At 41.1% G+C, this 25,810-nt stretch carries 32 protein-coding genes; 15 read left to right on the top strand and 17 right to left on the bottom strand.

Annotated elements, in window-relative coordinates; genetic code table 11:
* Positions 1-179: 179 nt before the first annotated feature.
* The 4 genes from CEX98_RS00755 to CEX98_RS00740 all read right to left on the bottom strand — a co-directional run bounded on the left by CEX98_RS00755 (position 180) and on the right by CEX98_RS00740 (position 3,431).
* Positions 180-1,106: a FecR family protein gene (locus tag CEX98_RS00755; protein ID WP_099640235.1), complete on the bottom strand. Its 927-nt coding sequence runs from the start codon at positions 1,104-1,106 to the stop codon at positions 180-182.
* A gap of 3 nt (positions 1,107-1,109) precedes the next feature.
* Complete coding sequence (locus tag CEX98_RS00750; protein WP_172439698.1) at positions 1,110-1,601, bottom strand: sigma-70 family RNA polymerase sigma factor; 492 nt, start codon at positions 1,599-1,601, stop codon at positions 1,110-1,112.
* Positions 1,602-1,673: 72 nt separating this feature from the next.
* Positions 1,674-2,816, bottom strand: a complete 1,143-nt coding sequence (locus CEX98_RS22810) for a TonB family protein (RefSeq protein ID WP_172439697.1) — start codon at positions 2,814-2,816, stop codon at positions 1,674-1,676.
* 18 nt (positions 2,817-2,834) lie between these two features.
* On the bottom strand, positions 2,835-3,431 hold the full coding sequence (locus CEX98_RS00740; RefSeq protein WP_099640233.1) for a biliverdin-producing heme oxygenase: 597 nt from the start codon (positions 3,429-3,431) through the stop codon (positions 2,835-2,837).
* A 206-nt stretch (positions 3,432-3,637) separates the two neighbouring features.
* Here CEX98_RS00740 and CEX98_RS00735 point away from each other — a divergent pair, with 206 nt between their 5' ends.
* From CEX98_RS00735 to CEX98_RS00720, 4 genes are all read left to right on the top strand, one after another.
* Complete coding sequence (locus CEX98_RS00735) at positions 3,638-4,291, top strand: MotA/TolQ/ExbB proton channel family protein (RefSeq protein WP_099640232.1); 654 nt, start codon at positions 3,638-3,640, stop codon at positions 4,289-4,291.
* Positions 4,292-4,301: 10 nt separating this feature from the next.
* Complete coding sequence (locus tag CEX98_RS00730; protein ID WP_099640231.1) at positions 4,302-4,709, top strand: ExbD/TolR family protein; 408 nt, start codon at positions 4,302-4,304, stop codon at positions 4,707-4,709.
* Positions 4,710-5,144: 435 nt separating this feature from the next.
* On the top strand, positions 5,145-6,071 hold the full coding sequence (locus CEX98_RS00725; RefSeq protein WP_099640230.1) for a hypothetical protein: 927 nt from the start codon (positions 5,145-5,147) through the stop codon (positions 6,069-6,071).
* Positions 6,071-6,628 (top strand): hypothetical protein, encoded by a 558-nt coding sequence (locus CEX98_RS00720; protein ID WP_099640229.1) that lies wholly within the window; start codon positions 6,071-6,073, stop codon positions 6,626-6,628. The genes CEX98_RS00725 and CEX98_RS00720 overlap by 1 nt, the downstream gene beginning before the upstream one ends.
* A 17-nt stretch (positions 6,629-6,645) precedes the next feature.
* Here the strand turns inward: CEX98_RS00720 and CEX98_RS00715 are convergent, their stop codons facing one another.
* The gene (locus CEX98_RS00715; protein ID WP_099640228.1) at positions 6,646-7,068 is read right to left on the bottom strand and encodes a helix-turn-helix transcriptional regulator; all 423 of its coding nucleotides are present in this window, start codon (positions 7,066-7,068) and stop codon (positions 6,646-6,648) included.
* Positions 7,069-7,167: 99 nt separating this feature from the next.
* On the opposite strand from CEX98_RS00715, the gene CEX98_RS00710 reads away from it, so the two are divergent.
* From CEX98_RS00710 to CEX98_RS00695, 4 genes are all read left to right on the top strand, one after another.
* Entirely contained in the window at positions 7,168-7,539 is a 372-nt protein-coding gene (locus tag CEX98_RS00710; protein ID WP_099640227.1) for a hypothetical protein, read from the top strand.
* A gap of 256 nt (positions 7,540-7,795) precedes the next feature.
* A complete protein-coding gene (locus CEX98_RS22805) occupies positions 7,796-7,966 on the top strand; it encodes a hypothetical protein (protein WP_157782791.1) in 171 nt (56 codons plus the stop codon).
* 753 nt (positions 7,967-8,719) lie between these two features.
* Positions 8,720-10,159: a hypothetical protein gene (locus CEX98_RS00700; RefSeq protein WP_099640225.1), complete on the top strand. Its 1,440-nt coding sequence runs from the start codon at positions 8,720-8,722 to the stop codon at positions 10,157-10,159.
* Positions 10,160-10,206: 47 nt separating this feature from the next.
* Positions 10,207-10,980, top strand: a complete 774-nt coding sequence (locus tag CEX98_RS00695; protein WP_099640224.1) for a hypothetical protein — start codon at positions 10,207-10,209, stop codon at positions 10,978-10,980.
* Between the two features lie 30 nt (positions 10,981-11,010).
* Here CEX98_RS00695 and CEX98_RS00690 read toward each other — a convergent pair whose 3' ends face one another.
* Genes CEX98_RS00690 through CEX98_RS00680 form a run of 3 tightly spaced genes read right to left on the bottom strand, consistent with a single transcriptional unit; the run spans position 11,011 to position 11,996 of the window.
* Positions 11,011-11,325, bottom strand: a complete 315-nt coding sequence (locus tag CEX98_RS00690) for a type II toxin-antitoxin system RelE/ParE family toxin (RefSeq protein WP_099640223.1) — start codon at positions 11,323-11,325, stop codon at positions 11,011-11,013.
* A complete protein-coding gene (locus tag CEX98_RS00685) occupies positions 11,319-11,549 on the bottom strand; it encodes a hypothetical protein (RefSeq protein ID WP_099640222.1) in 231 nt (76 codons plus the stop codon). The genes CEX98_RS00690 and CEX98_RS00685 overlap by 7 nt, the downstream gene beginning before the upstream one ends.
* Positions 11,550-11,579: 30 nt before the next feature.
* On the bottom strand, positions 11,580-11,996 hold the full coding sequence (locus CEX98_RS00680) for a hypothetical protein (RefSeq protein WP_099640221.1): 417 nt from the start codon (positions 11,994-11,996) through the stop codon (positions 11,580-11,582).
* Between the two features lie 384 nt (positions 11,997-12,380).
* On the opposite strand from CEX98_RS00680, the gene CEX98_RS00675 reads away from it, so the two are divergent.
* From CEX98_RS00675 to CEX98_RS00655, 5 genes are all read left to right on the top strand, one after another.
* Entirely contained in the window at positions 12,381-12,515 is a 135-nt protein-coding gene (locus CEX98_RS00675) for a zinc ribbon-containing protein (protein WP_099640220.1), read from the top strand.
* A gap of 90 nt (positions 12,516-12,605) precedes the next feature.
* Complete coding sequence (locus tag CEX98_RS00670) at positions 12,606-13,691, top strand: DUF3644 domain-containing protein (protein WP_099640237.1); 1,086 nt, start codon at positions 12,606-12,608, stop codon at positions 13,689-13,691.
* Between the two features lie 70 nt (positions 13,692-13,761).
* Positions 13,762-14,472, top strand: coding sequence for a hypothetical protein (locus CEX98_RS00665; protein WP_099640219.1), 711 nt, complete (start codon positions 13,762-13,764; stop codon positions 14,470-14,472).
* A 63-nt stretch (positions 14,473-14,535) separates the two neighbouring features.
* The gene (locus CEX98_RS00660) at positions 14,536-14,889 is read left to right on the top strand and encodes a hypothetical protein (protein WP_099640218.1); all 354 of its coding nucleotides are present in this window, start codon (positions 14,536-14,538) and stop codon (positions 14,887-14,889) included.
* The gene (locus CEX98_RS00655) at positions 14,886-15,074 is read left to right on the top strand and encodes a hypothetical protein (protein ID WP_099640217.1); all 189 of its coding nucleotides are present in this window, start codon (positions 14,886-14,888) and stop codon (positions 15,072-15,074) included. Before CEX98_RS00660 ends, CEX98_RS00655 begins: the two co-directional genes overlap by 4 nt.
* Before the next feature lie 29 nt (positions 15,075-15,103).
* Here the strand turns inward: CEX98_RS00655 and CEX98_RS23540 are convergent, their stop codons facing one another.
* From CEX98_RS23540 to CEX98_RS00645, 3 genes are all read right to left on the bottom strand, one after another.
* Positions 15,104-15,955, bottom strand: a complete 852-nt coding sequence (locus tag CEX98_RS23540; protein WP_431520148.1) for a tyrosine-type recombinase/integrase — start codon at positions 15,953-15,955, stop codon at positions 15,104-15,106.
* A gap of 36 nt (positions 15,956-15,991) precedes the next feature.
* Entirely contained in the window at positions 15,992-16,309 is a 318-nt protein-coding gene (locus CEX98_RS23535) for an Arm DNA-binding domain-containing protein (RefSeq protein WP_347337885.1), read from the bottom strand.
* A gap of 196 nt (positions 16,310-16,505) precedes the next feature.
* Positions 16,506-17,366: a YicC/YloC family endoribonuclease gene (locus CEX98_RS00645; RefSeq protein WP_099640216.1), complete on the bottom strand. Its 861-nt coding sequence runs from the start codon at positions 17,364-17,366 to the stop codon at positions 16,506-16,508.
* 153 nt (positions 17,367-17,519) lie between these two features.
* Between CEX98_RS00645 and rph the strand changes: the two genes are divergently transcribed.
* Entirely contained in the window at positions 17,520-18,233 is a 714-nt protein-coding gene (gene rph / locus CEX98_RS00640; RefSeq protein WP_099640215.1) for a ribonuclease PH, read from the top strand.
* A gap of 22 nt (positions 18,234-18,255) precedes the next feature.
* A complete protein-coding gene (gene pyrE, locus CEX98_RS00635) occupies positions 18,256-18,900 on the top strand; it encodes an orotate phosphoribosyltransferase (protein ID WP_099640214.1) in 645 nt (214 codons plus the stop codon).
* Between the two features lie 96 nt (positions 18,901-18,996).
* Here pyrE and CEX98_RS00630 read toward each other — a convergent pair whose 3' ends face one another.
* From CEX98_RS00630 to CEX98_RS00605, 6 genes are all read right to left on the bottom strand, one after another.
* The gene (locus CEX98_RS00630; protein WP_099640213.1) at positions 18,997-19,710 is read right to left on the bottom strand and encodes a response regulator transcription factor; all 714 of its coding nucleotides are present in this window, start codon (positions 19,708-19,710) and stop codon (positions 18,997-18,999) included.
* 118 nt (positions 19,711-19,828) lie between these two features.
* Positions 19,829-20,989, bottom strand: a complete 1,161-nt coding sequence (locus CEX98_RS00625; RefSeq protein ID WP_099640212.1) for a M23 family metallopeptidase — start codon at positions 20,987-20,989, stop codon at positions 19,829-19,831.
* A 254-nt stretch (positions 20,990-21,243) separates the two neighbouring features.
* Positions 21,244-22,182, bottom strand: a complete 939-nt coding sequence (locus tag CEX98_RS00620) for a GGDEF domain-containing protein (RefSeq protein WP_099640211.1) — start codon at positions 22,180-22,182, stop codon at positions 21,244-21,246.
* 2 nt (positions 22,183-22,184) lie between these two features.
* Positions 22,185-22,589 carry a response regulator gene (locus CEX98_RS00615; RefSeq protein WP_099640210.1) on the bottom strand — a complete coding sequence of 135 codons (405 nt, stop codon included), beginning with the start codon at positions 22,587-22,589 and terminating at the stop codon, positions 22,185-22,187.
* Between the two features lie 2 nt (positions 22,590-22,591).
* Complete coding sequence (locus tag CEX98_RS00610) at positions 22,592-25,279, bottom strand: PAS domain-containing sensor histidine kinase (protein WP_099640209.1); 2,688 nt, start codon at positions 25,277-25,279, stop codon at positions 22,592-22,594.
* A 276-nt stretch (positions 25,280-25,555) separates the two neighbouring features.
* Positions 25,556-25,810: a YfhL family 4Fe-4S dicluster ferredoxin gene (locus tag CEX98_RS00605; RefSeq protein WP_099640208.1), complete on the bottom strand. Its 255-nt coding sequence runs from the start codon at positions 25,808-25,810 to the stop codon at positions 25,556-25,558.

Genomic DNA, 25,810 nt, shown 5'->3' with positions numbered 1-25,810 from the left:
GGAGCACAAAGTCTTTATCGCCTGACTCACATAGAATAACTATGCTACACAGGCTTTGCCTTGTATAAATGGCAATCAAACTGCTGCAAAAACAAACTTGAAAGATCAACAGGCCCTAAGTAAATGCGCTATTTCATCCTGCAAATTGATTAGAGAATTAATTTAACTGGTATAGCTATCTACTGAGCGGTAATACTCCAATAGGTATTTTTATCGATTATATTGACTGGCAATACTTTAGGCAGCAATGCAGCAAATTGTTGGGCGTCAGCAATATTGTATGTTCCGCTGAGTTTTAGCGCAGTAGAGTGCGGCTCCGAGAGCTTTAGTGGTTTCTCACTGTATCTGTTTATTTGCAGGATAGCGTTTTCTAAGCTGCTATTATTAAAAACGATTTTACCGCTTTGCCAGTTGGCAAATTGGTCACTTTTACGTTGCGACAGCTTGTCATTCTCGGTGTTATACATTTGATTGGCTGTAAGGTAAACATCGGGAGAGGTTGGATCGGATACCTTCACTTTACCATGTGCAACAGAGACCACCATTTCATCGGCCAGTTTATTAATATTAAACTTGGTCCCCAGCACTTGTACCATAAATTCATCGATCTTGACCGTAAAGGGGCAAGCAGGGGCGGGCGCAACGTTAAACATGACTTGGCCTTGGAGCAGTTGAACCTGTCTTTCGGTGTTTTTCATTAACACTTTGATGCGGCTATCACTGTCTAAAAATAATTCCGAGCCATCGCTTAAGATAATATTTTTCGACTCACCAATTGCGGTTGTGTAAGTGTCTCCTGCACCTTGGTGAAGCATAAATAGGGTTATTGCAATGGCGAAAACCGACGCTGCTAGTGCGAGAGGTTTGGCAAAGGTGCTGTTGTTTGACGCCCGCTGAGTGGCTAATCGGATCAGCCTTTCAGCGCGATGTGGTTCTATTGCGCCCAGTTTGCTATCAAGCAAAATACATTCTTCAAATGCCTTTTGGTTTTCGTCACTTTCATGGAGCCAAGCCTTCCACTGTTCAAACACTGGAGGCTCGGGGTGTTCTTTTAGTTTAAGCAACCACTGTGTGGCTTGCTCAAAGCGGTGATCATCATGATGCATGTTTTATTCTTCTAATAGGACTTCACGACAGCGTTTCATCGCCTTAATGATATGCTTTTCTACCATGCTTTGCGAAATTTGCATATGGGTAGCAATTTGTGACTGATTTAACCCTTTGTATTTATGTAGGACAAACGCTTCTCGGCATTTGGGTGGTAAATCAGCTATACAGCGCTCGAGGCGTTCGTACTCTTGCTGTGCAATAAGCTTACTTTCAGGGTTTAAATGTGCCTGTTCAAATAGAGGGCTCTCTTCCTCTGGGAGTGCGGTAAAGCTACACACGTTATTACGTCTGTAGAGATCAACCAGCAGGTTATTGGCTGTTTTTAAGATTAACGCTTGGTCCAAATTATCCGTGGAGTGCTGCTGAGCTTTATTTCTTCCCTGTTTTATCAAACGAGCAATGGCTTCTTGAATGATATTTTGCGCTTTGTCTTTGCAACCTGTGCGTCGAGAAATAATCGACACCGCTCGTTTGTAAGTAGATAAAGACATAAAACTGTACTGCTTTTGGGAAAGTGGCGTCATCATATAGATCAGTTTAGTAAAAGTAAAAGATAATTATTCTCATTTATCTAAAAAGTACTCGATGGGTACAATAAGTTGATGAGGAGCGTCTAGGTGAGCAGGCACTTTGGGTAATGGCTGGGCTTTTCGGACGGTATTTAGTGCTGCATTATCGAGCACCGCAACTCCTGAACTTTTTAGAATATGCATTGCTACTACTTTGCCTTCTCGTGACAGAGTGACATCTAAATAGGTGACACCCTGTTGCTTTTTCATCAGCGCCGATGTTGGGTAAGTACGGTTTGCCATGAGCGTAGAGAGTAAATCGGCTTGCCAAGTTTTTTCTCCTGCGGCGGTGTGCTGCGTACTAACATGTTTTTGTTGTTGGCTGGCAGCCCCCGCATTTGCTAATTGTGCAGGCGCTTGCTGCGGGGCTTTGTTAACCTCAGGTTTGGGCGGTGGCGCGGTGTCTTGTTTTGGGGCTTTTTTCGCCTGCTTTACCTGATGTTCACTCGGCTGAGCTTTACTCAGCACCGGTTTGGGCTGAGGTGGTGTTTTTTTCTCCGGTGGCGCTGACTCAGCCGCCGCTTGGGTAGCCGTAGTTGGAGGTGCATTTTCAACCTCCACCTCCGAAACATGGGGAGTGGGAGCGTTGGCTATCACTAATTGTGCTTTGATCACTTTGGGTTGCTGAAAACTCGGTGATGGGGTAGGAGGCGACGAGGCCGCAAACACCGTAAACAGCACACCGTAATGCAGCAATAAAGCACTTAACCAAGCGTAAGCTGTACGATACTGGTGCGTGGGTTTATTGATTTGCTTAGCATCACTTGGCTTTGATAATACATAAAGCTGCGCGTAACCTAGGCTCAATGCAACCAAGCCAGACAACCATAAATTATTGGACACCCAATATAAAGAGCAGACGCCAAAAGCCATGCCCGCAATCGCAAAAAATTTAGCCTTGGGAGGTACAATTTGATGCGCTTGCCAATCACTGAGAACTGGACCAAATTTAGGGTGCGACAGTAACCGCTGTGTTAACCGCTCTGACGAGCGACTAAAGCATGCCAAGGCGATGATTAAAAACACCGTGGTTGGCATTACCGGAAGGAGAGCACCGACAAAAGCGAGTGCCAATGCACACCAGCCAGCAGCTAAATAGGCGACCTGTTTATATTTAGGTCGCCAGTATTGTCTCATCTCTGAGCATTGCACGCGTTAACTCGCCTTTTGGTACATTTCATCAACGAGTTGGTGGGTGTATGCAAATGCTTGCTTGGCGCCATCAAGCAACTCTTGCTCTTGCAAGTCGGTCAATGGGGCGGCTTCAATTGCTGCCATAAACTCACGCCATTTATTTCCGCGACCAACGCCTGGGCCCGCAAGAAAGCGTGCGCCAAACTCACTGGTCAATGATAGCTTAGAAACCTCTTTACCCAACATGGCAGCGCCCAGTTTAGAGCCTTCAATTACGTACAGCCAGCCTAAAGAGCGCGCCAAACTCATTGAGTCTAAAGTGATTTGCGCAGCATCGGTAAACGCACTGGCATCAAAGTCTTGTAAATCGTCTGCTAGCACATCAATGCGATTGCGGCTCTGTAAGTCTGGAATAAGGCTTGCTAATTTCGGGCAGTGATAGAGCGGGTCAACATAATGCATTAGGGCATGCTGAAATTGTAAAAACAACACGTAGTTATTGGTAGAAGCGAATGGCGCTTCACCTATCAAGCGTGCGTCTAAGGTGTCGTGTACGCTAGTTGTTGCTTTGCGTAACTTGGTCATTCTTGGGTATCGATTTTCAGTGGCTTTGCTCATTTTGACTCTAAAATAAATACAACTATGTAGGGTAAAACGAGCGAAACAAAAAACTCCACACCTCAAAAAATAAAAAAATAAATAATAATTATTATCGCTTGAAAGGCGTGAATTTGCTGCTTAACATACCGCCCCCATCAAGGCAGCGAAAGCAGTGGGCAAGCCCAACTTTGCTGGTGGTTTAACAAAAATAATGAGAGCAAATTATGGTAGATAATCCTTACGGCATTGCAGCGCTGTGGACTCAGAGCGATTGGGTGATTAAAGGGGTGGCCGTCATTTTGGTGTTAATGTCTCTTGCGAGTTGGCAGGTTATCATCAGTAAGATAATACTATTACGAAAATTGCGCTCATTGAGTAATGCAGTCATTCCCCATTCTGGGCTAGCAAAAAAATGGTTGGAACAATTGCAGCAAGAAGCAAAGGTAGCCAAAGATTTTTATCAGTTATGTGATGCACAGCAAACACAGTCTTTGCCGCCATTACAAGCTTGGCTTCAAGTGCAGTTAAAGAATAAAGTTTCATGTTTTCGCGGCACTTTACAAGCAGACTTGGCAATTTTGGCGTCGATCTCATCCTCTGCGCCTTTTATTGGCTTATTTGGAACTGTGTGGGGTATTTACCATGCTTTAGTCAAAATTAGCCTCAGTGGTTCAGCAGGTATTGATAAAGTTGCAGGCCCTGTGGGAGAAGCCTTGGTGATGACTGCATTTGGCTTGGCGGTAGCCATACCTGCACTGATTTTTTACAACGTAATTAACCGCGCCAATGCTGGCAAACTCGATGCTCTAGTGAAATGTGCATTAGAAGTAGAAGTAGAAGAAGTATTTGGACACCAATACCAACCAAGCTCACACTGAGGGAGTCTTCATGGCCTTTTCAAATCAACATGATGATATCGACGACGGACAAATCAGCGATATTAATACCACGCCTTTAGTCGATGTGATGCTAGTACTATTGGTTATATTTATTATTACTTTACCTGTAATAAATCAAACGGTAGAAGTAGACTTACCAAGCGAGCAAGCCAGTCAAAACGAACCTGAAGCAACCGCGCTTTACTTAACTGTCGATAAGCAAGGTCAGCTCTTTTTAGACAATCAAGCTCTAGATGAAAAGGCCTTTAAAGCAGCACTTACCAAACACGACACCAAAGAGACCGTATACCTACGCGGCGACAAACAGGTTGCTTATGAACATGTTATTAAGGCAATGAGTCAGCTCCAACAGGCAGGGTTTTATAATCTAGCGTTTGTGACAGAGTCTACCCCCTGATCTTTAGGTGTGACACACAGCTTGCGTATGGTTTTCCTCTGTGCCTGTTTTTATAAACTTGATTTAATACTTGAGATGAAAAGCCTAAAAGCACGTTAACTCGTTATTTTAGGCTTGGTTTATACTTGAAAGCTTTTATTCGATGTTTTGGATCTGCTTCTTGAGTGTGAAATATAAATCTTTAAATTACAGTTGGTTATCTTTGACTTTTATTAGTGGAAACGGGCGTCTGCCACCACTCCTGCCACCATTGTTTTACGGTTAACCCTGTATCGAATTACTCTATATTCTATTACAATACTGAGTATATCATGTTTTAACTTTAACAAGCACACATCTATAAAGCGCACGTAAAGTATGTCTTGAATGACTTTTTCTAGATCATATGATACATTTTTTTAACGTAAACTGTATTCTTATAGGCAAAAGGAAGTTATGCACGCAGTAGCACCTTATTTAATGCGTTGTTACAACAAAGAGTTGGACGGACGTAAAGATCAACGTTATCAGGTTCTAAATTGCATTGGCCAGTATGATCTTTTTTATCTTATCAAAGATTTTATTGAAGCTAACCAAGGTGCTTATAAAATCGTAGAGGACACTAAACAAGTCTACCAGTTCAGTGATTTAGAGTTTGATGAAAACTCAAGAGAGATTTCAGCTTGGTTCAATGTGGGTAATTATGGGATAAAAACAGATATAATTAATATTGAAACAGGCGCTGTGGATTTTGAGAAAGCTCAAAACAATGCTGAAATTATTAAGCATTTTGTCCATTTCTTTATTCCCAAAGGTTTTAATGAGGCAATGTCTTTCATGCACTCTTATAGAGGAACAGGCGTGAAGACATTATTCTACATATTGTTTTCCCATTATTTTTCAAATAAAACCCAGCTTGTAATTCAGATGAACCCGTTGTCATACGATAATGCTGTAAATGCTTGGTTGGACGCCGTAGCTAAAGAGGTCAGGTTAACGAAGTTTGTTGGTGTAAATGATATTGCTGATCAGGTAAGTATGCTAGGGCATCATGAACAAGAATTGGTCATTAAGCCACCAAGAAAAAATAACCTTGGTAAGCTGAAAGATTATTTACGCAGAGATTCAGAGAGGTTTAAAGCTATTGAGATTATGGGAGGATATGGTTCTCAGATAAAAACAATAGTTGAAATGAATGGTAAGCAAAAGACGTTTTATATTGGTGGAAGTGTTTCTTCACCACTTTGTGAAATTGAGTTAGACGAAGATGTTGTGTTAAATGATGGGGTTCCAGATTATCGTTCAATTAGGCGTTGGATAAGAGTCATAGTCAATGAATATGCTAAGACTATGTATCCAGGGCTAAACATTAAGGTTGCATAATGAGCTCTAAAATTAATATTTCTGATATTGTGGTTGGGCATTTTCGTACTTTAAGAAGCTCAGGTAATGATAAAATTAGTTTTATAGATCTATTCACTTTTATTTTATTACCTCTGCTTTTGTCTCTAGTAACCGTCATATGTGGTCTCAAGCTATCCAATGAAATGACTTCTTTGTTAGTGAACTTTGGAGCAATTTTTACCGCACTGCTTCTTAGCGTTTTGGTATTGGTGTATGATCAAGGGAGTAAAATAGACGAGAAAATAAAAGAGGATAAAAACCAAGGGCATTTCCTCGGTGTGAAAAAGTCTTTACTTTCAGAGCTTTACTATAATATATGCTATTCCATAGTCGTTTCGATCTCACTGGTGTTTTTGTGTTTGGTTGAGAAATCAGTTAGAGGGTGGGCAGCTAGCTTTAGCATAAGTGGTTGTGACCTTAGTTTTAGTCCCAGTGAGCACTTGCTATCACCACTTGTTGCATTTTTAACCTTAAATTTAATGATGACGATTTTGATGATAGTTAAACGGATGCATGTACTTTTAACTTCTAATTGATGGCTAAGAGCTAGCAGTTATTGTTTTTTAATCCACTCTTGTATATCATTATAGCGCCAGCCGATACGGCTTCCTGTTAGTGGCACTCTAGCGGGGAATTTCCCTGCACGTTCTAGTCGCCAAATGGTTGTACGGGAGAGATCAGTTAGGCGCTGTACTTCTTTTACGCAAATGATCTTATCGGGTGTGTTTAGTTGTGGCGGTTCATTACTGGGCTGGATTTGTTGCGCTAAGTACTCCAAAAGTTGAAAGCCGAAAAATTCCGTAATTTCTTCGTCAACTTGGATATACTCAATTTTATGCTGCTTCTGTAACTTTGTGAGCGCTTCAATAGTGCAATGCAAGAAAAGAGCGGCTTCAGTCTGAGAAAAGCGCTGATAAAGGCATATACCCATGCTATCGGCCATATCACATATTTGTGGAGTAAACGGATGCGCCATATTTAAGCTCTATTCCCTTCTTGCTATACCTGACAAAGTTGAAATTTTAAGGTTCAGGGTTCAAACTGTTTATATATCAGTCAATATAGATAGTAATGTATGGAAGCCAAAGAGCAAGATTCAATTTATCGGCCAAAAGACGATGAGCTGGTTTCACGAATTAACGCCTATCACACGGTAATGAAGGAAAAGCGCAATATTGAACTGAGTCTTGACCTATTCAAAGATAAAGAATGGGCTGAGCGGTTGGGTTCGACACAAGAACTCGAACAGGCGCACAAAGTCATTTCAACTAGCCTAGAAAAGGCCATCATGAGTTTTAGTGATAGCGATTTGAAAAAAGCCAGTGAACAAAAACTCTTAGACGATACACAGCTCCATGAAATGCGAATTAACCAAGCTAAAGCAAAGCTCGGTATACTTCGTCAATCTCAAGATAGTTACGAGAAAAAACACGGTAAATCAATTTAATAGAGTGACCGAGTTAAATCGATTATTTCGAGTAACGCGAAATAACGAAGTAAATTTGATTATTTTAAAATATCAGTAAAATTAGTTTGATAGATTTAATTGATAACACAAGTTTATGAAAGTAACTGTCTATACCACAAAATGAGGGGCGGGGAAGTCTCCAATCTCAACCAATATCGTTCACGACCACGGTTTTGCGTTAGGAACAAACGAGCCATACCATATTTATGACGAAATATTACCTGAAGATCAGTTTATGGCCGTTGATCTCAATGAGCCTTTTCCTGTGATACCTGAGCATATAGATATGGTCTTCGATCTTGCTGGGGCACTTTCAAACAGCGCATTAAGTATTAGCACAGCTATTGCGCAATCGGACTGGGTGATTATACCTATCTATGATGAGTACAAGTCCATACTGGCGTGATTAAATACGCTTGCTGAAGTTTTGCACCTCAATAAAAATGTTCTTGTGGTGGCAACCAAACTGCAAAAAACTTATCGCGACAAAGGTAAAAGCTGGCATGAGTGCGAAAGTTTTAAACATATTCAAATGCTTGTGCATGAAAAGTTTGGTTGAGATATTTCTGTGCTACCACTGAAGTTTTCCAAGGTATTTGATGAGATCTTTAAGTCCAAAAAATCAATCTCACAGCTTCAAGCTGCATCACCACTTGCCAAGTTTCAATATAGGGAAGTGAGTAGGCAATTCGATGCCATTTATTCTTTAATCCTCCCTAAACATGAATCAAAAAAATAGCCTGACAAACATCAAGCTTAGTAACAAAAACACACTATCTAATTTGATGCATCAGCCATCACAAGTAAAAACCAGTGGCAGAACAGCAAAACCAGCGGCGGAAAAACAATCAGAGCTGGTAGGTTTAAGATTTACACCGTCAGAGCTTGCAATCATCAAAAAAAAGGCAGGGCTAGTGCCAGTGGCTACCTATATTAAAAATGAGTTGGTAAATAAGTTAAATTTATTCAACTAACTGGTCTTTAAATGAACAAATTAATCCCCATGTTACTTTTTGTACAAAAAGTAACATTTTTATTTTCCAACTCGCGGTGTTCAAACTAGCGGCTTAAAAGTGAAAAGATACTTTCCAGCAAGTTCTTGGTTTTGTGGACTCTTAGCTCACGGCCCATGAGCTGATATTAATTTGAAGGGAATAATATGGGTAAAATTAAAAATCCAGCCACAATATCTACACAGTTTAACATTGATTTAGCTACGCTGGATAAGCTGGGAGTTGTAAATGTATTGTTGAATACCGACACGTTGGTTTTTATTGACCCATTGCTTTTAGAGGAAAGTAGTCATATCGAGATGAGCGTTGGTGCAGCTCAGTCATACAGGCAGAGATTTAGTCAAATAATAAAGCTTTTGTCAGTATCGAAAGAAGAGAATGATATAGCTTGGCGAAATGCAAAGAGGCTTTTTAAATTCTCAGAGGTAAGCTGGACTTGTCTAGGCTATGGAACCAGTGTTAGAGGCTCAGGTTTTGGGAAAGACCTGATTTCAACTACTTTGGAAACTGCTCGTCAGATAGTTTCTTTAGGTGTGGAAGATGTTGATTTATTCATGGCTCTGGCATTGTTTGAAGAAGGAATAGGCCCAGACAGAATCAGTGACATGACTACAAATATAATAATTCATGATCTGGTTAAGTTTTCACAGACCATCAATAAATCATTACAGTTGCCTACAAAACAATTTAAAGTTGAAAACACTGTATATGACTTGGTTGAAAACCCTTACTCAAGTCAGCCTTTGTTATTTGTTCCAAATGATATTGTTAGGGATTTACCAATTGCATCTGACTGGAGTGATATTTCTAGAGTTGTGAGAGAAAATGAAGAGCTTAGAGAGAGAGTAAATAACCATGTTGGTGAAATTTGGGCTAACATGTCAAAAAAGCAAAAAGAACAATTAAAAAAGTCGGCATTGAGAAGCAAAGAAGCATTTCAGCAAGTTATGGATATGATTCGAGAGGTGTCTCCCACACCTTATGATTTTAGTAATGATAGAAATGGAGAGGCCTTTTGGACCGAATTACTGAAGTCGGTATCACAATCACACCCCTTTGATCTTTCTAACTATTCAGGTCGAAAATTAACTTCAACAGAAGTGATTGAAGTTGTGCATAAGATATTGGAGCAGTTTCAGGAGCTTGTTGAACATAAAGGGCTTTGGAAGGAATTATGGGATGAAAATGGTAAACCAAGAAAAGAAAAAGCATCTCAAAGACTATTGTTTGCAGTTGCATATAGCTATTGTAAAGCAAACAATCTAGATCTCACTCCTGAAGCTGACTCAGGTAATGGTCCTGTTGATTTCAAAATGTCACAAGGTTACGACTCAAAAGTCGTAGTCGAAGTAAAGCTATCTACGAACACAGCTTTAGTACATGGTTATGAAAAGCAGCTCGAAATATATAAAAGAGCGGACGATACTGATTTAGGTATATTTTTGATTATGGATGTTGGTGGTATAGGGAAAAAGTATGCTGATGTTCAAAAAGCTCGTAGGGAGTTTCTTGCTGAATATGGACAAGCATCAGATATTTGGTTTATTGATGGAAATCAAAAAGCCTCAGCTAGTAAAAGGCATTAAGCTAGCATAAACCCTCATATAAAGAGTTTTGAAAGTAAGGAAATTATATGTCTTTTAATGCAAAGGTTATTAAAGTTTTGATTGCTAGCCCGGGTGATGTTGCTAATGAAAGAGAAGCAATAGCAGAAGTCATTTCTCGATGGAATAGTATGAACTCTGAAACCCAGCAAGTTGTATTGCTCCCTGTTGGGTGGGAAACTCACTCCGCCCCTCTTCTAGGAGGAAGGGCACAAGGTTTTATAAATGAGCAAGTCGTAAATGGTTGTGACATGTTAGTAGGAGTGTTTTGGACTAGGCTCGGCTCACCTACAGGTGTTAGTGAGAGTGGTACTGTTGAGGAAATCGAGCACTTCATTGATAATGGTAAACCCGTCATGCTCTATTTTTCATCTCAACAAGTTGATATTAATAACCTTGATTTAGAGCAACTTCAATCATTGCGCGCTTTCCAAAAGAAAATGCAGAAAATAGGCTTGACTGGTTCGTATCGGAATCTGCCTGATTTTAAGGAACAGCTCTTAGGTCAGTTATCTATAAATATTCAAAGGTTGAACAACGGTGAACCCATAAACGTTCCTACTGAGGCGGAAGTGAAAGAAAAAGCTAAGGTGCTCAAAAAAGCCATTAAAGAGGGAAGAGTTTATATGGAGGACTATGAAAAGGATGGCCATGTTAAATCTTTTCTTGTCAAAGGAGATACAAAAGAGATTAAAGACGGAATTAAAAACCTTGGTGGTAAATGGAACCGTGCATTACAGGGTTGGATTTTTCCTAAATCAATGGAAATTGAGGTTGCCGATTTTATTAAAAATAACACTTGATTAATCTGTGTTTTTTTATTGGAACGAAACCTATTTAGGTTGTTTTGTTGCACCTATTATCATATTTTGAAATACCGAGGCGTGGAGTATATGCAGGATATACACACTGTCTTTTGATGTATCGTATTGATAGTACAAGTTGTAGTCTCGGTAAACAAAGCGCCTGATATTCTTTTCTTTGTTATAGAGCGGGTGAGAGCAAGGGAATGTAGCTAAGTTTTCAACAGCTCTGTGCAAGAACTCTTCACAAAAACTTCTGGCTCTGGCTGGATTATCTTCAGCTATAAAACATTCGATCGCTTCAAGGTCGGTTTTGGCTTTGCGGGTTAATAGTACTTTTACCATTGAGATGCAGGTTTAGAAAGTACTTGTGAGATGTTGCCTGCGTCAAGTTCAACCATATCACCATTAGCCACATCTTGAAGACCTTGTTCAATACCCGAATCAATGCGTTTTTTAACGTACTCTGAAACTGCCTCGAAGATAAGATCTTCAGGCGACTGAAACCCTGAGTTGTTAGCTTCAGTTTGCACAAGCTTGGCAACGTTACCGTGGAGAGTAATAGTCATACTGTCTACTCTTAAAAAATAAGTCTACTTCTATTGTATCAGAAATTGGGTAAAGTCAAATGGCCAGTTAGTAAAGAGGCTCAAATCATACGCCCTTTGTTTACTGATTTTGCAACCTATTGGTACTTTGTCTTCTACTTTGTTGATAGCGTTTACGATCTCTTTCTGGATTTGGTAATAGGTTGTCTTTAGGTAAAACACCTTATTGTTTTCGCTGTCGGATTGAACTTGCATTGCTTGCTTGGAGGCCATTGAGATAATCACATATTCAATACGCGCTTCTCTGAGGTGCGGAAAATGGCTCTGAAACTTCTTACTTTTCTTATTCTTAAAGTTGGCAGGTGAGATCTCAGCGACAAACGATTTCCCGTCAATCGTAAATGGCCTTTCTACTGACTCTGCCGCACCGTCGTTAATCCACGTGATCAGCGGGTCATTCGGCGACACATCTTTTGGAGTCGCTTCGTCGGTTTCGGAAAGGTTGAGCCTTTTAGTTGACTGGAAAAGCTCAAGTTGAATCGCGATGCTTTCTTGTCAAAACTGCATACTTCTAGGTTTTGGTCACATAGCGGTAAGTTAAAAAGTATTGGCTGTGATTATTTTACTCAAAGGTACAGAAATGCAAGTGAATATCTTTTGCGCTTTTATTTTTATGATGTTGAAATTACTAGATAAATGTATTCTTGACAGGGTTTTGCAACTCACGCATGATGGATTTTTAGACTAAATTATTTTAGCTCTAAATAGCAGTATCAAAATGTTGGTACTTGCCTTATCCCGCCTAGGCAAGCGCAGTTACCTTACAATCAGGGATTATTAAGGAGACTATTTATGTCTACAACTGGTGAAAAGCCCGGAACAGGTACTTACACCTGTAAAAAATGTGGCGAGCAAGTTACGTTGGATGATCACGACGATAGATTACCGCCTTGTCCACGGTGTCATCATACTGAGTATACACCGTAGTATTTTTCAGTTTGACTTAAATGTCCGCTTCTGGATTTACAGAAATCTACTCTTGGTTTAGAGGTGGACATTTTGGTGGAGGGTGTTGCTGTGACATTACGAAAAGGAAAAACGAAATCTATTCTTGAAGCCTCTATAGACTCTGCACTCCTCGCTGTTGAAATATACAATAAGCCAAGAACTAGTTTTAGAAGCGAAGGCTTCATCACCATGATGATAATGGCATGGACTCGGCTATTTCACGCTCATTTCAATGCAACTATTGGGCAGAAGTATTATTATAAAAAGAAAAATGGCAGATATGAAGTTATTGACGGTGAGAGAAAAGCTTGGGAGCTTTCTACATGTATAAAAAAGTACGCTAGTTTGACTAAGGGGGTTGAATCAAACTTAAGCTTTTTCATAAGGCTTAGGAATAAAATTGAGCATCGCCATATAGAAAAAAGAGAGGTCGACACTCTTATTTTTGGTGAATGTCAATCACTACTCTTCAATTATGAAAGCCAATTAATTGACTTCTTTGGTAACGAATACTCTATAAATGAAGCTTTAGTCTACAGTCTCCAATTTTCTCAAATCCGAACAAAGAAGCAAGAACAAGCTAACAAAGCTGCATTATCAAAAGATTTGTCTGAATTAGTAGCGTTCGTACAGAAATACAGAAATACTCTAGACGCTGATACATACAACTCTCGAGAGTACAGTATTAGATTGATTCAAATTCCCAAAATTTCGAATACAAATAGAGGTGACGCTGCAGTAGAGTTTGTTCAATGGGATTGTCTTAGTGACGATGATAAAGCTGCATATGAGAAACTAAACGTTATCATTAAAGATAAGACAGTAAAAATAGAAGCGGCAAATGTAGGTAGGTTGAAGCCATCAGAAGTTGTTAAAAAGGTAAACGATGGTCTAAAGGGCAAAGAGATTACGATGCCCTTACATGTGGTTTTATATAAGTTATTTAGAATTAGGCCTGCTAACGGTTCAGATGATCCATTTGATACTAACGCTGAGTTTTGTCTTTATGACGAGCCTCATAATGATTATGTTTATCAAGATGCTTGGGTAACTTTCCTTATTCATTTTTTGCAAACAACAGATTTTGAGCCCTCAGAATTAAGAGCTAAAGAGCAACAAGGCGAGAAGCTGGATATATCAAAATACCTGATATGAGTACGTTGATATAAGGCATCTAAACACAGAGGAATTTAAATTGAAGCTAAGTTACCAATGTCCCTACTGTATGAAAGAATCCTTTGCTAAGTTTCCATCACAATCACTAATTTTTAGAGTAGATCATCAGCAATTAGATGATAGTTGTATTCACCCTATCACATGTCCTGAAGGGCATCTGTTCGCAATGGTTTTTAATGGGTCGAAGTTTGAGGTCCTGTTTGATATCGCGCTAAACGCCATATCGGATGGATATTTTCGTGAAGCCGTTTCCTCATTCTCAGCATCGTTAGAAAGGTTTTTTGAATTTTTCATAAATTATGTTATGTATCAAAATCTTAAAGGCAATAGTGAGTTTGATAAAGCATGGAGAAGCGTGAAAAATCAGTCGGAAAGGCAGCTCGGTGCGTATATATTTGTTTACCTTTATAAGTACTCATCTTTTCCCTGTATATTAACCCAAGAGCAAAGCAATTTTAGAAATAAAGTAATTCATAAAGGCTACATTCCTACAAAGCAAGAAGCTATTGACTTTGGCGAAGTTGTTTATACCTGTATTATGGAAGTTATAAAGAAGATAGAACAGGGTGAGGAAAGGCAGTTAAGCGAGTTTTATAACAAAAGCCTTCCGACTATTACAGGCTACGAATGTACCTTAACGATGAACCCAAAAGGAATTTCATTAAATTCAAAATACAAGAACTCTAAATTGCCAGAGCCAACTAGATGCAAACCGTATTCATTAATACTGAAATCTTTTAAACTAAATACTGAGTTTTAAAAGATAGCTAGTGATTAATATTTATTATTAATAATACATAGCTTTTCTGATGGTGGTAGTACGATGGAAAAAATAGCAATTTACGTTGAGCAACAAAAAGTTGCATTGGACTATATAAAGCACCTTACTACACTTAGTACTGGGTCGATACTGCTGTTGACTTTACTGCTAGAAAAGTTTTTCAGCACACCTAACTCTGAGTGGTTAGTTTTGTTAACTTTTGGCTGTTTCACAGGAGCTATTTTGTTTCTGAGTTTCGCAGCATTTGGAGTTTTGTTGAGTATCAGGGGGGAGGTAAAAAGCTCCGTCCAACATTTCACTGCAATCTCTTTTATTATTGGTATTATTTGTTTTATAGTCGCTCTCATTTCGCTTAGTGGATTTGCCTTAGTTAATTGGTGGGGAAGTATGAAATGAAAAAACTATATAAAACGATAGTTTGTGCGTTGTGTGGGGAGCAGGTTCATGTTGAGTCGGACGTTATTGTTGAAAAAGAGATGGGCTTTGATTGTCCCGCCTGTGGTGGGCATGAGTATGTGGCACAAACTGAAAATAGTTTGGCCAAAACTCAAAAGTCTAAGGATAATAGAAGCGAACCTTAGTTAATTTATTAGTCAGAACTATTAACAGGTTACCTTTCATTTGAGGCTACAATAAATGGTAATATACATATGGTGATTAACAACGCCTCCCTTCGCTCATCCAAATAATCATACCTATCATAGATGCCTTCAACGCCTTTAAGCTTATGGTTTAAACATCGCTCGGCGATATGACCAGCTACGCCATTGCCTGCAAGTAGGCTTCGACAGGTGCGGCGTAGGTCGTGAACGGTAAAGTGGGGCACGGGCATTTTGTCTTCACGAAATAGCTTTTGAATGGCGGCGTTGAGTGTGTCGGGGCTGATATGTCCAAAGCGCTTGCTGGCTCTGCGGTTTGGAAAGACATAGTCAGAGCCAAAGGCTCGTATTTGCAGCTCTTTGAGCCATTCAATGACGATGGGGCTTAATGGCACGGTTATGCCTCGGCCTGTTTTGCTGCGCTCCTGTGGAATATGCCAAAGCGCTTCTTTAAGATCAAATTCAGCCCATTTAGCAGCGATCAGTTCGCCTTTTCTAACACCTAAACAAAGTAGCAGCGAAAAGGCCAAATAGTTGTCGCGGGTAAATTGGTCAGAATTTTCCCGCAGGCATTGATACACTTTCTCTAGTTCTCCAAGTGATAGGGCGCGGCTACGGCTTTGCTCTACACCGCCCGCATCTGACACGTTAAATGCTTCAGCTGGGTTTGAGGTGCGTAAATCTAGCTTAATTGCGTGTCTGAATAGCTGCTTGCAGTACATGAGCGCGTCATTTGCAATGCTTGGGCGGTCACCTTGCGCAATGCGTTGTATCGCGCCGCGAATATCTCTAGGGTTTACTTTTTCGATTGCTAACCCACCAAAATAAGGGGCAAGATCTTTGGTATAAATACGTCTAGGGATATTTGGGTGCTTTAAGCGTTTTTCGCATTCTTGCAGCTAGTCTTCGGCAAGATCATTGACGGTTTTTAAGGTTTCGTTATCGAGGCGCATTTTCTCGGCTTGAGGGTCGATGTTTTCATTTTTCACATCAAGCACAATTTGCGCTGACTTTAAGCGTGCCTCAGCCAATGAAACATCGGGGTATTTGCCGAAGGTTATTTCTCTGCGCTTTTTATGAATTGTATATCTAACCACCCAAAAAGCGCTTCGCTCTTTACTGATTCGAATATAGAGGCCATTCCCAATTGAGTGATAGCCTACTTTACCCGTTTTGATTAAAGACTTAATTTGCTGAGCGTTGATTTTGTTTGCCATATCATACCTTTACAATAAAAGTGGTGGCAGATTTTTAAAGTTTGGGGCAAATTTTGAATTTTTTCAAAATCTGCCACCATTTCTGCCATCATTTTTTCATTACAAAGAGCAATTCGGGGCAACAGGTTGAAACACGTAAAACTCATAACAACCCGACTTTAAAGGCTATTTTAACACTCAGAAACAGCCTGAAACATTACTCAATATTCTGGATCTGCTCGCGCATTTGTTCGATCAACACCTTCAACTCAACGGCGGCGTTGGTGATGTCGCTGTTGATTGACTTTGAGGCTAGGGTGTTAGACTCACGGTTGAACTCTTGCATCATAAAGTCTAGGCGACGACCACATGCGCCTCCTTTTTTGAGGATTTTGTGGGTTTCTTTAACGTGTGACTTTAGACGGTCGAGTTCTTCGGCAACGTCTTGTTTTTGCGCGAGGTAAATTAGCTCTTGCTCAAGGCGGCCTTCGTCGATGTCGGTTTTTAGTTCTTCGAGTTTTTGTGAAAGCTTTTCACGTTGCCACTTAGTGACTTCAGGCATGTGGCCTTCAACAATAGCAACTTGCTCTAAGATCCCATCAAGACGGGTGGTGATCATGGTTTGTAGGTTTTCGCCTTCGCTTGCGCGTGCTGCTTTAAAGTCTTCGATAAGCTCGTCAAAGCCGCCTAACAGCTGGCTATTTACGGTGTCTAAGTCGACTTCTTCGGCTTCCATTACGCCAGGCCAGCGGAGGATATCTACTGGATTAATGTCGCCGCCACTTTGTGATTGTAGCCATTTTGCGCTTTCAACCAGTTGCTTGGCGAGCGATTCGTTTACGGTTAATTGGCCAACGTGGGCCGGGTTTGCCGTGAATTTTAGGAATACTTCTACTTTGCCGCGTTGTAGGTGTTTACGCAGGCGTTCGCGTATTACTGGCTCTAAGCCTCTAAATTGTTCTGGTGCGCGGATAAAGGTTTCGAGGTAGCGTTGATTAACTGAACGAATTTCCCAAACCCCAGTGCCCCAGTCACCTTTCACTTCTTTGCGGGCGTAGGCGGTCATACTATGGATCATATAAAGTCCCTAAATTAACTTGGTTTAACCGAGCCATTATAGCCGAATTTACACACAGCTCTAAAGTGAATTTTATTTTTAGTCGGATCGCGTGGCATAGTGACTATGATCCCTTTATAATGTACGGCAAATTTTGATGATGGGGGAACGTGGATGCGTCCAAGCGAAAGAACTGCAAATCAGATCAGGCCGGTTACATTTACTCGTAACTATACAATGCATGCTGAAGGCTCAGTAATGGTAGAGTTTGGTAACACCAAGGTGTTGTGTACAGCTTCAGTGGAAGCCGGTGTACCACGCTTTATGAAGGGTCAAGGCAAAGGCTGGATCACCGCAGAATACGGTATGCTTCCGCGCTCTACACATACGCGCAACAACCGTGAAGCGGCGCGTGGCAAACAAGGCGGCCGTACCATGGAAATTCAACGCTTAATCGCGCGCGCGCTTCGTGCTGCGGTTGACTTAAAAGCGTTAGGTGAAAACACAATTACTATCGATTGTGATGTAATTCAAGCTGACGGTGGTACTCGTACTGCATCAATTAGCGGTGCTTGTGTTGCTTTAGTTGATGCATTAACACATATGCGTGCCAAAGGCATGATCAATGTTAACCCATTAAAGTTCATGATCGCGGCTATCTCGGTTGGAGTGTACAAAGGTCAACCAATCACAGATTTGGAATACCTTGAAGATTCAGAAGCAGAAACTGACATGAATGTGATCATGACAGAAACTGGCAAGCTAATTGAAGTGCAAGGCACCGCTGAAGGCGAACCTTTCTCTTTTGAAGAGCTTGATGAATTGCTTGGCTTGGCTAAGCATTCAATTCGCGAAATCATTGATTTGCAAAAGCAAGCATTAGCGTAACCAACACTCGGTAGGTAAAGACATGAAACAGTATCAAAAAGAGTTTATTGAATTTGCACTGGAAAAGCAGGTGCTTAAATTTGGTGAGTTTACGCTAAAGTCGGGTCGCACGAGCCCTTATTTCTTCAATGCTGGCTTGTTCAACACTGGCCGTGACCTTGCGCGTTTGGGCCGTTTTTATGCTTCAGCGCTAGAAGATGCAGGTATTGAGTTTGACGTGTTATTTGGTCCTGCCTACAAAGGCATTCCAATTGCAACGACAACAGCGGTTGCACTTGCTGATCATCATAACAAAGACGTGCCTTACTGCTTTAACCGTAAAGAAAAGAAAGACCACGGTGAAGGCGGAAACCTTGTTGGTTCTGCACTTGAAGGCCGTATTATGTTGGTAGACGACGTGATCACAGCGGGTACTGCTATTCGTGAGTCGATGGAAATTATTGCGGCAAACGGCGCTGATCTTGCTGGTGTACTAATTGCGTTAGACCGTCAAGAAAAAGGCAAAGCCGAGCTTTCTGCTATTCAGGAAGTAGAACGCGACTTTAATACACAAGTGGTTTCTATCGTGAAGTTGGCTGATCTTATCACTTACCTTGAACAGCAAGGTGGTATGGATGAGCACTTAGATGCAGTAAAAGCATACCGCGATAGCTACGGGGTAGCTTAAGTCGTACTGTTTGTAGCGGTAAGGAATGACTTACCGCTACAGCAATCTTACTTAAATCCCACCACTTAACCTTCCTTTGTCATATTAAACGACCGACTATCCCATATTAACGATGGGAATATGGCGCAGCGCCCAGTTGGCTAATTCAACGCGATTTCGAGAATTGGTTTTTTTAAAAGCACTATAGATATGTGTTTTTACCGTATGGCTACTGATGTTGAGCTTGTCGGCAATATCTTCGTTTTTTGCGCCAGCAGCAATGAGTTTGATCACTGACTTTTCTCTGCCTGTTAATATATTGAGCTCTTCGTTTGTGAGCACAATATCGCTGTTTGGTAGTGTTTGAGGGAGCGCGGCAATTAGTTCACTGAATGCGGCAGAAATAGCGCTGCGACAAAACCAAAGCTCACCCTTTAATACGCTGCTTAGGCCTTTAAATAACGTCTCTGGTGGCGCGTTTTGATAAAGTATTCCCTTTACGTTGCCAAGCAAAGCCGTTTTCTCGTTTACGTTGTCTGGGTCGGCGTTGAAAAGAAGCACCTTATGTTTGGCGGCTAATAGCTTTACTTCCGCGCTGATAAGTTCATCACAATCTCGATGTTCGGTATCGACTAAGAATAGGGCGGTTTGAGCTCGCTGTTCGGGTTCTGGTAGCCGGGTATCTACCTTGACGGTACTACCGAGTGTTTCTAAGACTTTTATGAGCAATGTATAATTAGTTGAACTAGTATTGGCACGAGCATGTGTCAGAATAAAAAATGCCCGCTCTTGCCACTCGACTAAGTCGCTGGAATATTCCTTCGTAAGCATAGATGTACTAAATCCTTTTTTATTTTTTGTTAAATTTAATATACATATGTTTTACAAAAAGTTTAAGTTTTTTATAAGACCCAGTTATGCGCTGGGCCTTTGAGCTAATATTGCAGGCTTATTTGTAAAGTGCATTCCAAGCACAAGTGCGATATCCATTCTTCTCAAAATAGAAGCGATTACAGTTATCATCATAGTTGTAGTCACCTACATCTATGCGATAGCCGCTAATGTACCAGTTATGTAAAGAGATATGGCCACCGTTATACAACAGAGAAAAGTGAACATGAGGGCCGCTAGATTGGCCGCCCTGACACAGCGCGGTTGGTTTATCATTCGCATAGCGCCCTAACCAAGCGCCGGCAGAAATAACATCACCGGTGTTGTATTGTAAGTTTTCCATGTGGTAGTACTGAGTTGAGTAGCCGCTGGAGTGAGTGACGCGAATATTACACTGTGAATAGCGAGTCACCGTACCACTGTGTGCTGCTTGAACCCAAGGTGTATTGCTGCCCCAGCCCCCTGAACCATTGTTGAAATCCAGCGAGGAGTAGGGGTATCCCGAGCCTGTATTTGAGTGAGCACCACCACTGTACCAAGCGTAGCCAGAAGGCCATGGAAAGCTCATACTAAAGCTTGCCACCGATGCAGCCTGTGTAGACGCCTGCTCAGAAAATGAGGTATCGCTATTGGCAGTTAATGCTAAAGACTCACCATTAAACAGCGTTTGGTATACAGTTAATAATGCATCAACAGAAGTATGCGTAAGATCAGCAAGAGCGACTGTGGCCTCATTTACCGCAATCAGCTTTTGCGCTTTACCTTCTTCTTTAAGCTTCTGGAATGCGTAATATCTTGCGCTAAGATTTAGTGCAACATCTTTCACCTGCGCATCAAAACCTTTTTCTTGAGAAAGCTCGCCAAATGGTGCTTGGAGCGAATCAGCATTCGGTTTGCTGATCACACCTGATTGCAGTTCCATTAGCGCAAGCAGCAATTTAGGGTTGATGCTCGCATATCCTGCATAGTGCAAAATCACCTCAAGTTTTTCGCTTAGGTGAGGCGCTGTCGAATCTAGTACTTGTTGCCAGTCTACTTGCTGTAAGGCATTACTAAATAGGAATTGATCAGGGTTAACGGCCTGCAAACTAGAGAGAGGTAAACTGCTAATATGCTTGGCAGTAAACTCAGGCATAGTTACCGAGTCATGTTGACCTGCTGCAAATACTTGATGTGAGAGGAGCGTGAGTACACACGCTGATAAATAGTGGCGTTTCATGTCGTATCCTTTCTGTTTGTTTTTTGTTCAAGTTAAGTTATAACTAAATGTATATAAATTGTAAAATAAAAGTTTTTTAATAAAGTGGAGAGTCGCCGTTAGACGGTGTAAACATGGCTGCTTAACTTTGTGGGATACCTGCGTTTAATAACCGGGTAAGTATATGAAAATTAAGAAAGTAACAAAGGCGCTATATTCAAAGATATAGACAGTTCAAGAAAAGTGAGGGACAAAGATGGCTATGTGCGACTTTGCTACTCTTGCTCTTTATCTAACCCGGTTTCTGAATAAAGGGCGTAGGGGAGCTGATTAGTTTTCGCGTAATACATGGCTTTATCTGCTTTGGCTATCAATTCTTCCGCAGACGTGGCATCCGTTGGATAAATTACAGCACCTATGCTTAACCCTAATTTAACCTCTTGAATGTTGGCGTTTTCATCTTGTAGGCAGTAGTTGTCACTGAGCAAATCATACTTGTGCTGTGCTAGTTTCCTAAGTTGGTTTTTTTCGGTGAGGTGTGGGGCTATTACTACAAATTCGTCGCCACCGTAACGGGCCACGAAATCGGAGGCACGTTTATACATTTTTAACTTAGCCGACAGTATTTTTAATAGCTGATCGCCAGCTTGGTGGCCAAGTTGGTCATTAACCGGCTTAAAGTTATCCAAATCTATAAACAAAACACCAAAGCCGTGGCCATATCGTTCCGATTCAGAAATGGCTCTATCAATCTCTGAATCAAATGCGCCCCGGTTATGGAGCATGGTTAATCTATCCATCACCACGAGGTTTTCTAAGTTACGCTGCATTTCGTAACGCTCCTTCGAAAACGTAATAGTGCGAACCAGCAGCGGACTACTCAATTCATGCTTGGGAATATAATCTTGAGCGCCAAGTTGAATTGCTTTTTCGCCAAATAGGGTGTCAGAGACGCCAGTTAAGACAATAATAGGCGCACAGACAGAAAACTGCTTTACTTTAATCAAGGTGTTCAAGCCTTGGCTCTCGTCAATATTCAAATCGATTAACAACGCCTCAGGTTTGACTGTCTTTGTTGCATGTTCCAACTGGTCTAAGCTTTTAAAATGCTTAACATTAAATTTTTGCCTGCCATTTGTGTGAGCAAGGGTACGCTTGACCAAATAAGCATCTTCGTCATTGTCTTCGAGCAGGTAAATCAGCCATGTATTCATCGTTATCCTTGTACCACTCGGTTATTATCAAACCAGTATTGTTTGATTAGTTTAATCAAAGACTCCAAATCACTTAACCGACCAGGTTTAGTAATATAAGACTTTGCGCCTAACTGATAGGCTTTGCGAATATCACTATGGTGCGTTGATGTGGTGTAGCATACCGTAATGAGGTTATCGGCAATGTGCTCATCTTTTAATGCTTCCATCACTTCAAAGCCGCTCATTTTTGGCATATTTAAATCAAGTAAAATAACTTGATTATGCGCCTCTTTGGTATTGAGGTAAGCTAATAGCTCGTGCCCATCTGAAAATATTTTCAAGTCAGGAGCATTAACTAAGCTACTGTAAGCTCTTTTAAAGAAGTAAATATCATCAGGATCGTCCTCAACTAATAGTAGCTCCATGATCACTCCTGCTTATCTTTGGGAAAGACAATTTCAAATAGCGCACCATCGTCGCTTTGTAGGCATTTAATGGTTCCACCATGTAGTTTTACAATTTGACGGCACAACGAAAGTCCAATACCGCTGCCATATTCTTCGGTTGTACCAAAGCGCCTAAATGGCTCAAATACCTGTTGACGGCGAGATTTTGGAATGCCAATGCCGTTGTCTTTGTAGTGGAGCACCGTTTCATGTCCGGTTTGGCTGGCATAAATATGGATCACTGGCGGTTGGTCAGGGGTTTTAAATTTAATACTGTTGCTGATCAGGTTTTGCAGCACTTGCAAAAAGAGTGATGCGTCAAGCTCCAGCGGTAACTCACCATTTTCAACTTTTATCTCGGTGTTGCTTTCTTCTAAACTAAAGCTCATGACTTCACAAACGTCTTCAATAAGTAGCGTTAGGTTTGTGGGTTGTACCTTCAATTCTTGAGAATGCAATCGCGATAGCTTTAACAAGTCTTGGATCATGATCCGCATTCTTTGGCTTGCGTCCACAAGCCGGTCTATCTCAAATTTTGCGTCTTCGTAATCCGTCAGCTCAGGGGTGATCCTTTGTGCCAAGCTGTCTGAAAACGCGGTAATTTTTCTAAGTGGTTCTTGCAGATCATGAGATGCAATATAGGCGAAGTGCTCTAAGTGAGCGTTAGACTCTTGTAGCTGCAGTAGCAGCTCGGTGTGCTCTGTCATATCTACAAACGTGCCAAGCATTAACTCTGGGTCGCCATTTTTATCCCGAGTGATCACTGTATCAACGGAGTAACACCAAACCCAATGGCCATTTTTATGTTTAAAGCGATACTTTATGGGGATCAATACGCCATCTTCACTCGCTCTCACCTCATCAAGATGTTCAAACACTAAGGCTCGTTCACTTTCATGAAAGCAAGTGTCTAAATTACAGCTTTCCAGTTCGTCCATGGTATAACCAAGAAGCTGAGTATAGCGTTTATTAATACGAGTGTTTTTGTGGTTTTTTAAGTCGAAGAGATACAGTCCGCACACCGCAGAGTCTATCATTCTTTGTAAAAAGCGTTGATTATCTTCGAGCTCTTTTTCTGCGTATTTTCTCGCGGTAATATCAACGGCAATGCCAACAATACGTTCGACCTGATCTTTGTTGTCTTTTAACGGGTAGAGGGTAGTTTGATACCAATGCTCCTTACCGTTAAATGGCAGCATTTCTGTGTAATCAACAGGCTTTGCCAGCTCTGCGCAAAGTTGGTAGTTTTTCTCTATGCGGTCGACCAATTCAGTCGCAAGTGCTTTGCCTCTGAGCTCATCAAGGGTTTTCCCAAACACTTGCTCGAATTTAACCCCTGTGCGTTGGCAGGCAAACTTATTGTATTCTAAGAACCTAAATGTTTGATTAGGCTCAACCTTTAATAACCAAATTGCTTGGCTTGCGCCTTCATAAATGGCGTTTAAGATTTTACTTTTTTCTGCAACTTGCAGCTCTAGCGCTTTTCTTTGATGAATATTTCTCAGTGCACCAGACATCATTTGTGGCTTGCCGTGTTCATCAAACTGGCTATTACCTACCGCAGAAAACCAAGCGTATTCACCTTTGCTATCGCGCCCCAAATACTCCACAAAGTACTGCTCTTTGGTTTTGAAGTGATGGTCGATTGCAGCTTGTACTTGTTGTTGATGGTCTGGGTGGATATGGGCAAACCAATCATCAAAGGTAACTTGCTCATCTTCTCTTTTACCAATCATGGTTTTTAGGCGAGCAGAATAACTTACACTATTATCAACCACATTCCATTCCCAAATACCATCTTCTGTTGCACCAATGGCCCGCTTCATCTGCTCTGTAGAGTTTGCAAGTGCTCGCTCTGTGCGTTTAAGAGAGGAAAGGTTGTTAAATACGGCAAGAATTAGGTTGGTGCCATCGTGAGGCTCTTGTACGAGGCGCATTTCCATGGGAATTTGATTTCCAAACTTGTCTTTAACGTGGCATAACGCCTCTTTACTGTAATCGTTTTGGTCAAGTAGGGACTGACTAATGGACTCAAGGCTATCAAAAGGATCATCTAAGCTGACAATGTCATGGAGTCTCAGTCCTAGTAGTTCGTCGGGGGAGTCATAGCCAAGTTCACGATAGAAATAGGGATTGCATTTGCTAATAGACAGCAATTGGTCAAGTAACAAGGTACTCGTCGGCAAGGTGTTGAGCATAAACTCAGTAACACGGTGCTGGTCAAGCTGCGAATGTAAGGCTTGCTTCTCGTCTGACATCCGTTTTAGTCTTGCGGTGACGCCATGGAACTGGTTGGGAGTTGGTATGGCAACGGCACTGGGAATAAGCCTAAACAAATAGACCGCGGTGACCATTGAAATAAAAGCGGTGGCTGCTTTTGAAATACCATGAATACCATATGCGCCATGCCATACTGTGTATACGCCAATGAGGTGGGTTAATCCACAAAGAGTAATAAAACTACAAAAAAGGATAACCACCCAATTTTTACCAACATCGGGGCGCTTTTTTGCATAAATCATGATAGCCAAGGGAATGGAGAAGTATGCCGCAGCAATCAAGATGTCTGAGATCACATTGGTCCACAAGATGTGCGGTTGCCACAAATAGCAGTGCCCGTGAGGCATGTAAGCGCTGTGAAAGAATGACTCAAATGAGTTCAGATCCATGTTATGTCCCTACCACTAAATAGCCTTGATCTCATCGATGGGTGTGAAATCAAGATAAACAGAGTTTGTGTTAACCGAGTCGATGGCTTTACCAGATGCATTCACAGCTCAACTATTTTGCATCGGTAAATATCGAATCGCAGTCTTTGATCTATGCTTTAACTGTAGTATATCTGTTTGAAATATCGACAAGATAAAACGTAAATCTTTACATTTACACGTATGGCTAGGTGTCGGCTTTTGGCAATTAGGGGGCAAAGGTGAAGCAAGTATGCTTCACCCATTAGGCTCGGTAAGACGTAGGTATTTCTCAGCTAATTGATCCAACGTTTCTTTGTGATTTGGATCAGGTTTAATGCAATCTATTGGACAAACACTTACACAGGTGGGGGTATCGTAATGACCCACACATTCTGTGCATTTGTCTGGGTCAATTTGATAGATTTTATCACCCATATAAATGGCCTGATTTGGGCATTCTGGGTCACACATATCACAATTGATGCATTTATCGTTGATCAAAAGTGCCAT

The organism is Pseudoalteromonas piscicida (genome assembly GCF_002744175.1).
GTDB classification, from domain to species: Bacteria; Pseudomonadota; Gammaproteobacteria; order Enterobacterales; family Alteromonadaceae; genus Pseudoalteromonas; species Pseudoalteromonas piscicida_B.
Note: the sequence above shows the minus strand (reverse complement) of the source record. Positions and strands in the feature narration are given on the sequence as shown.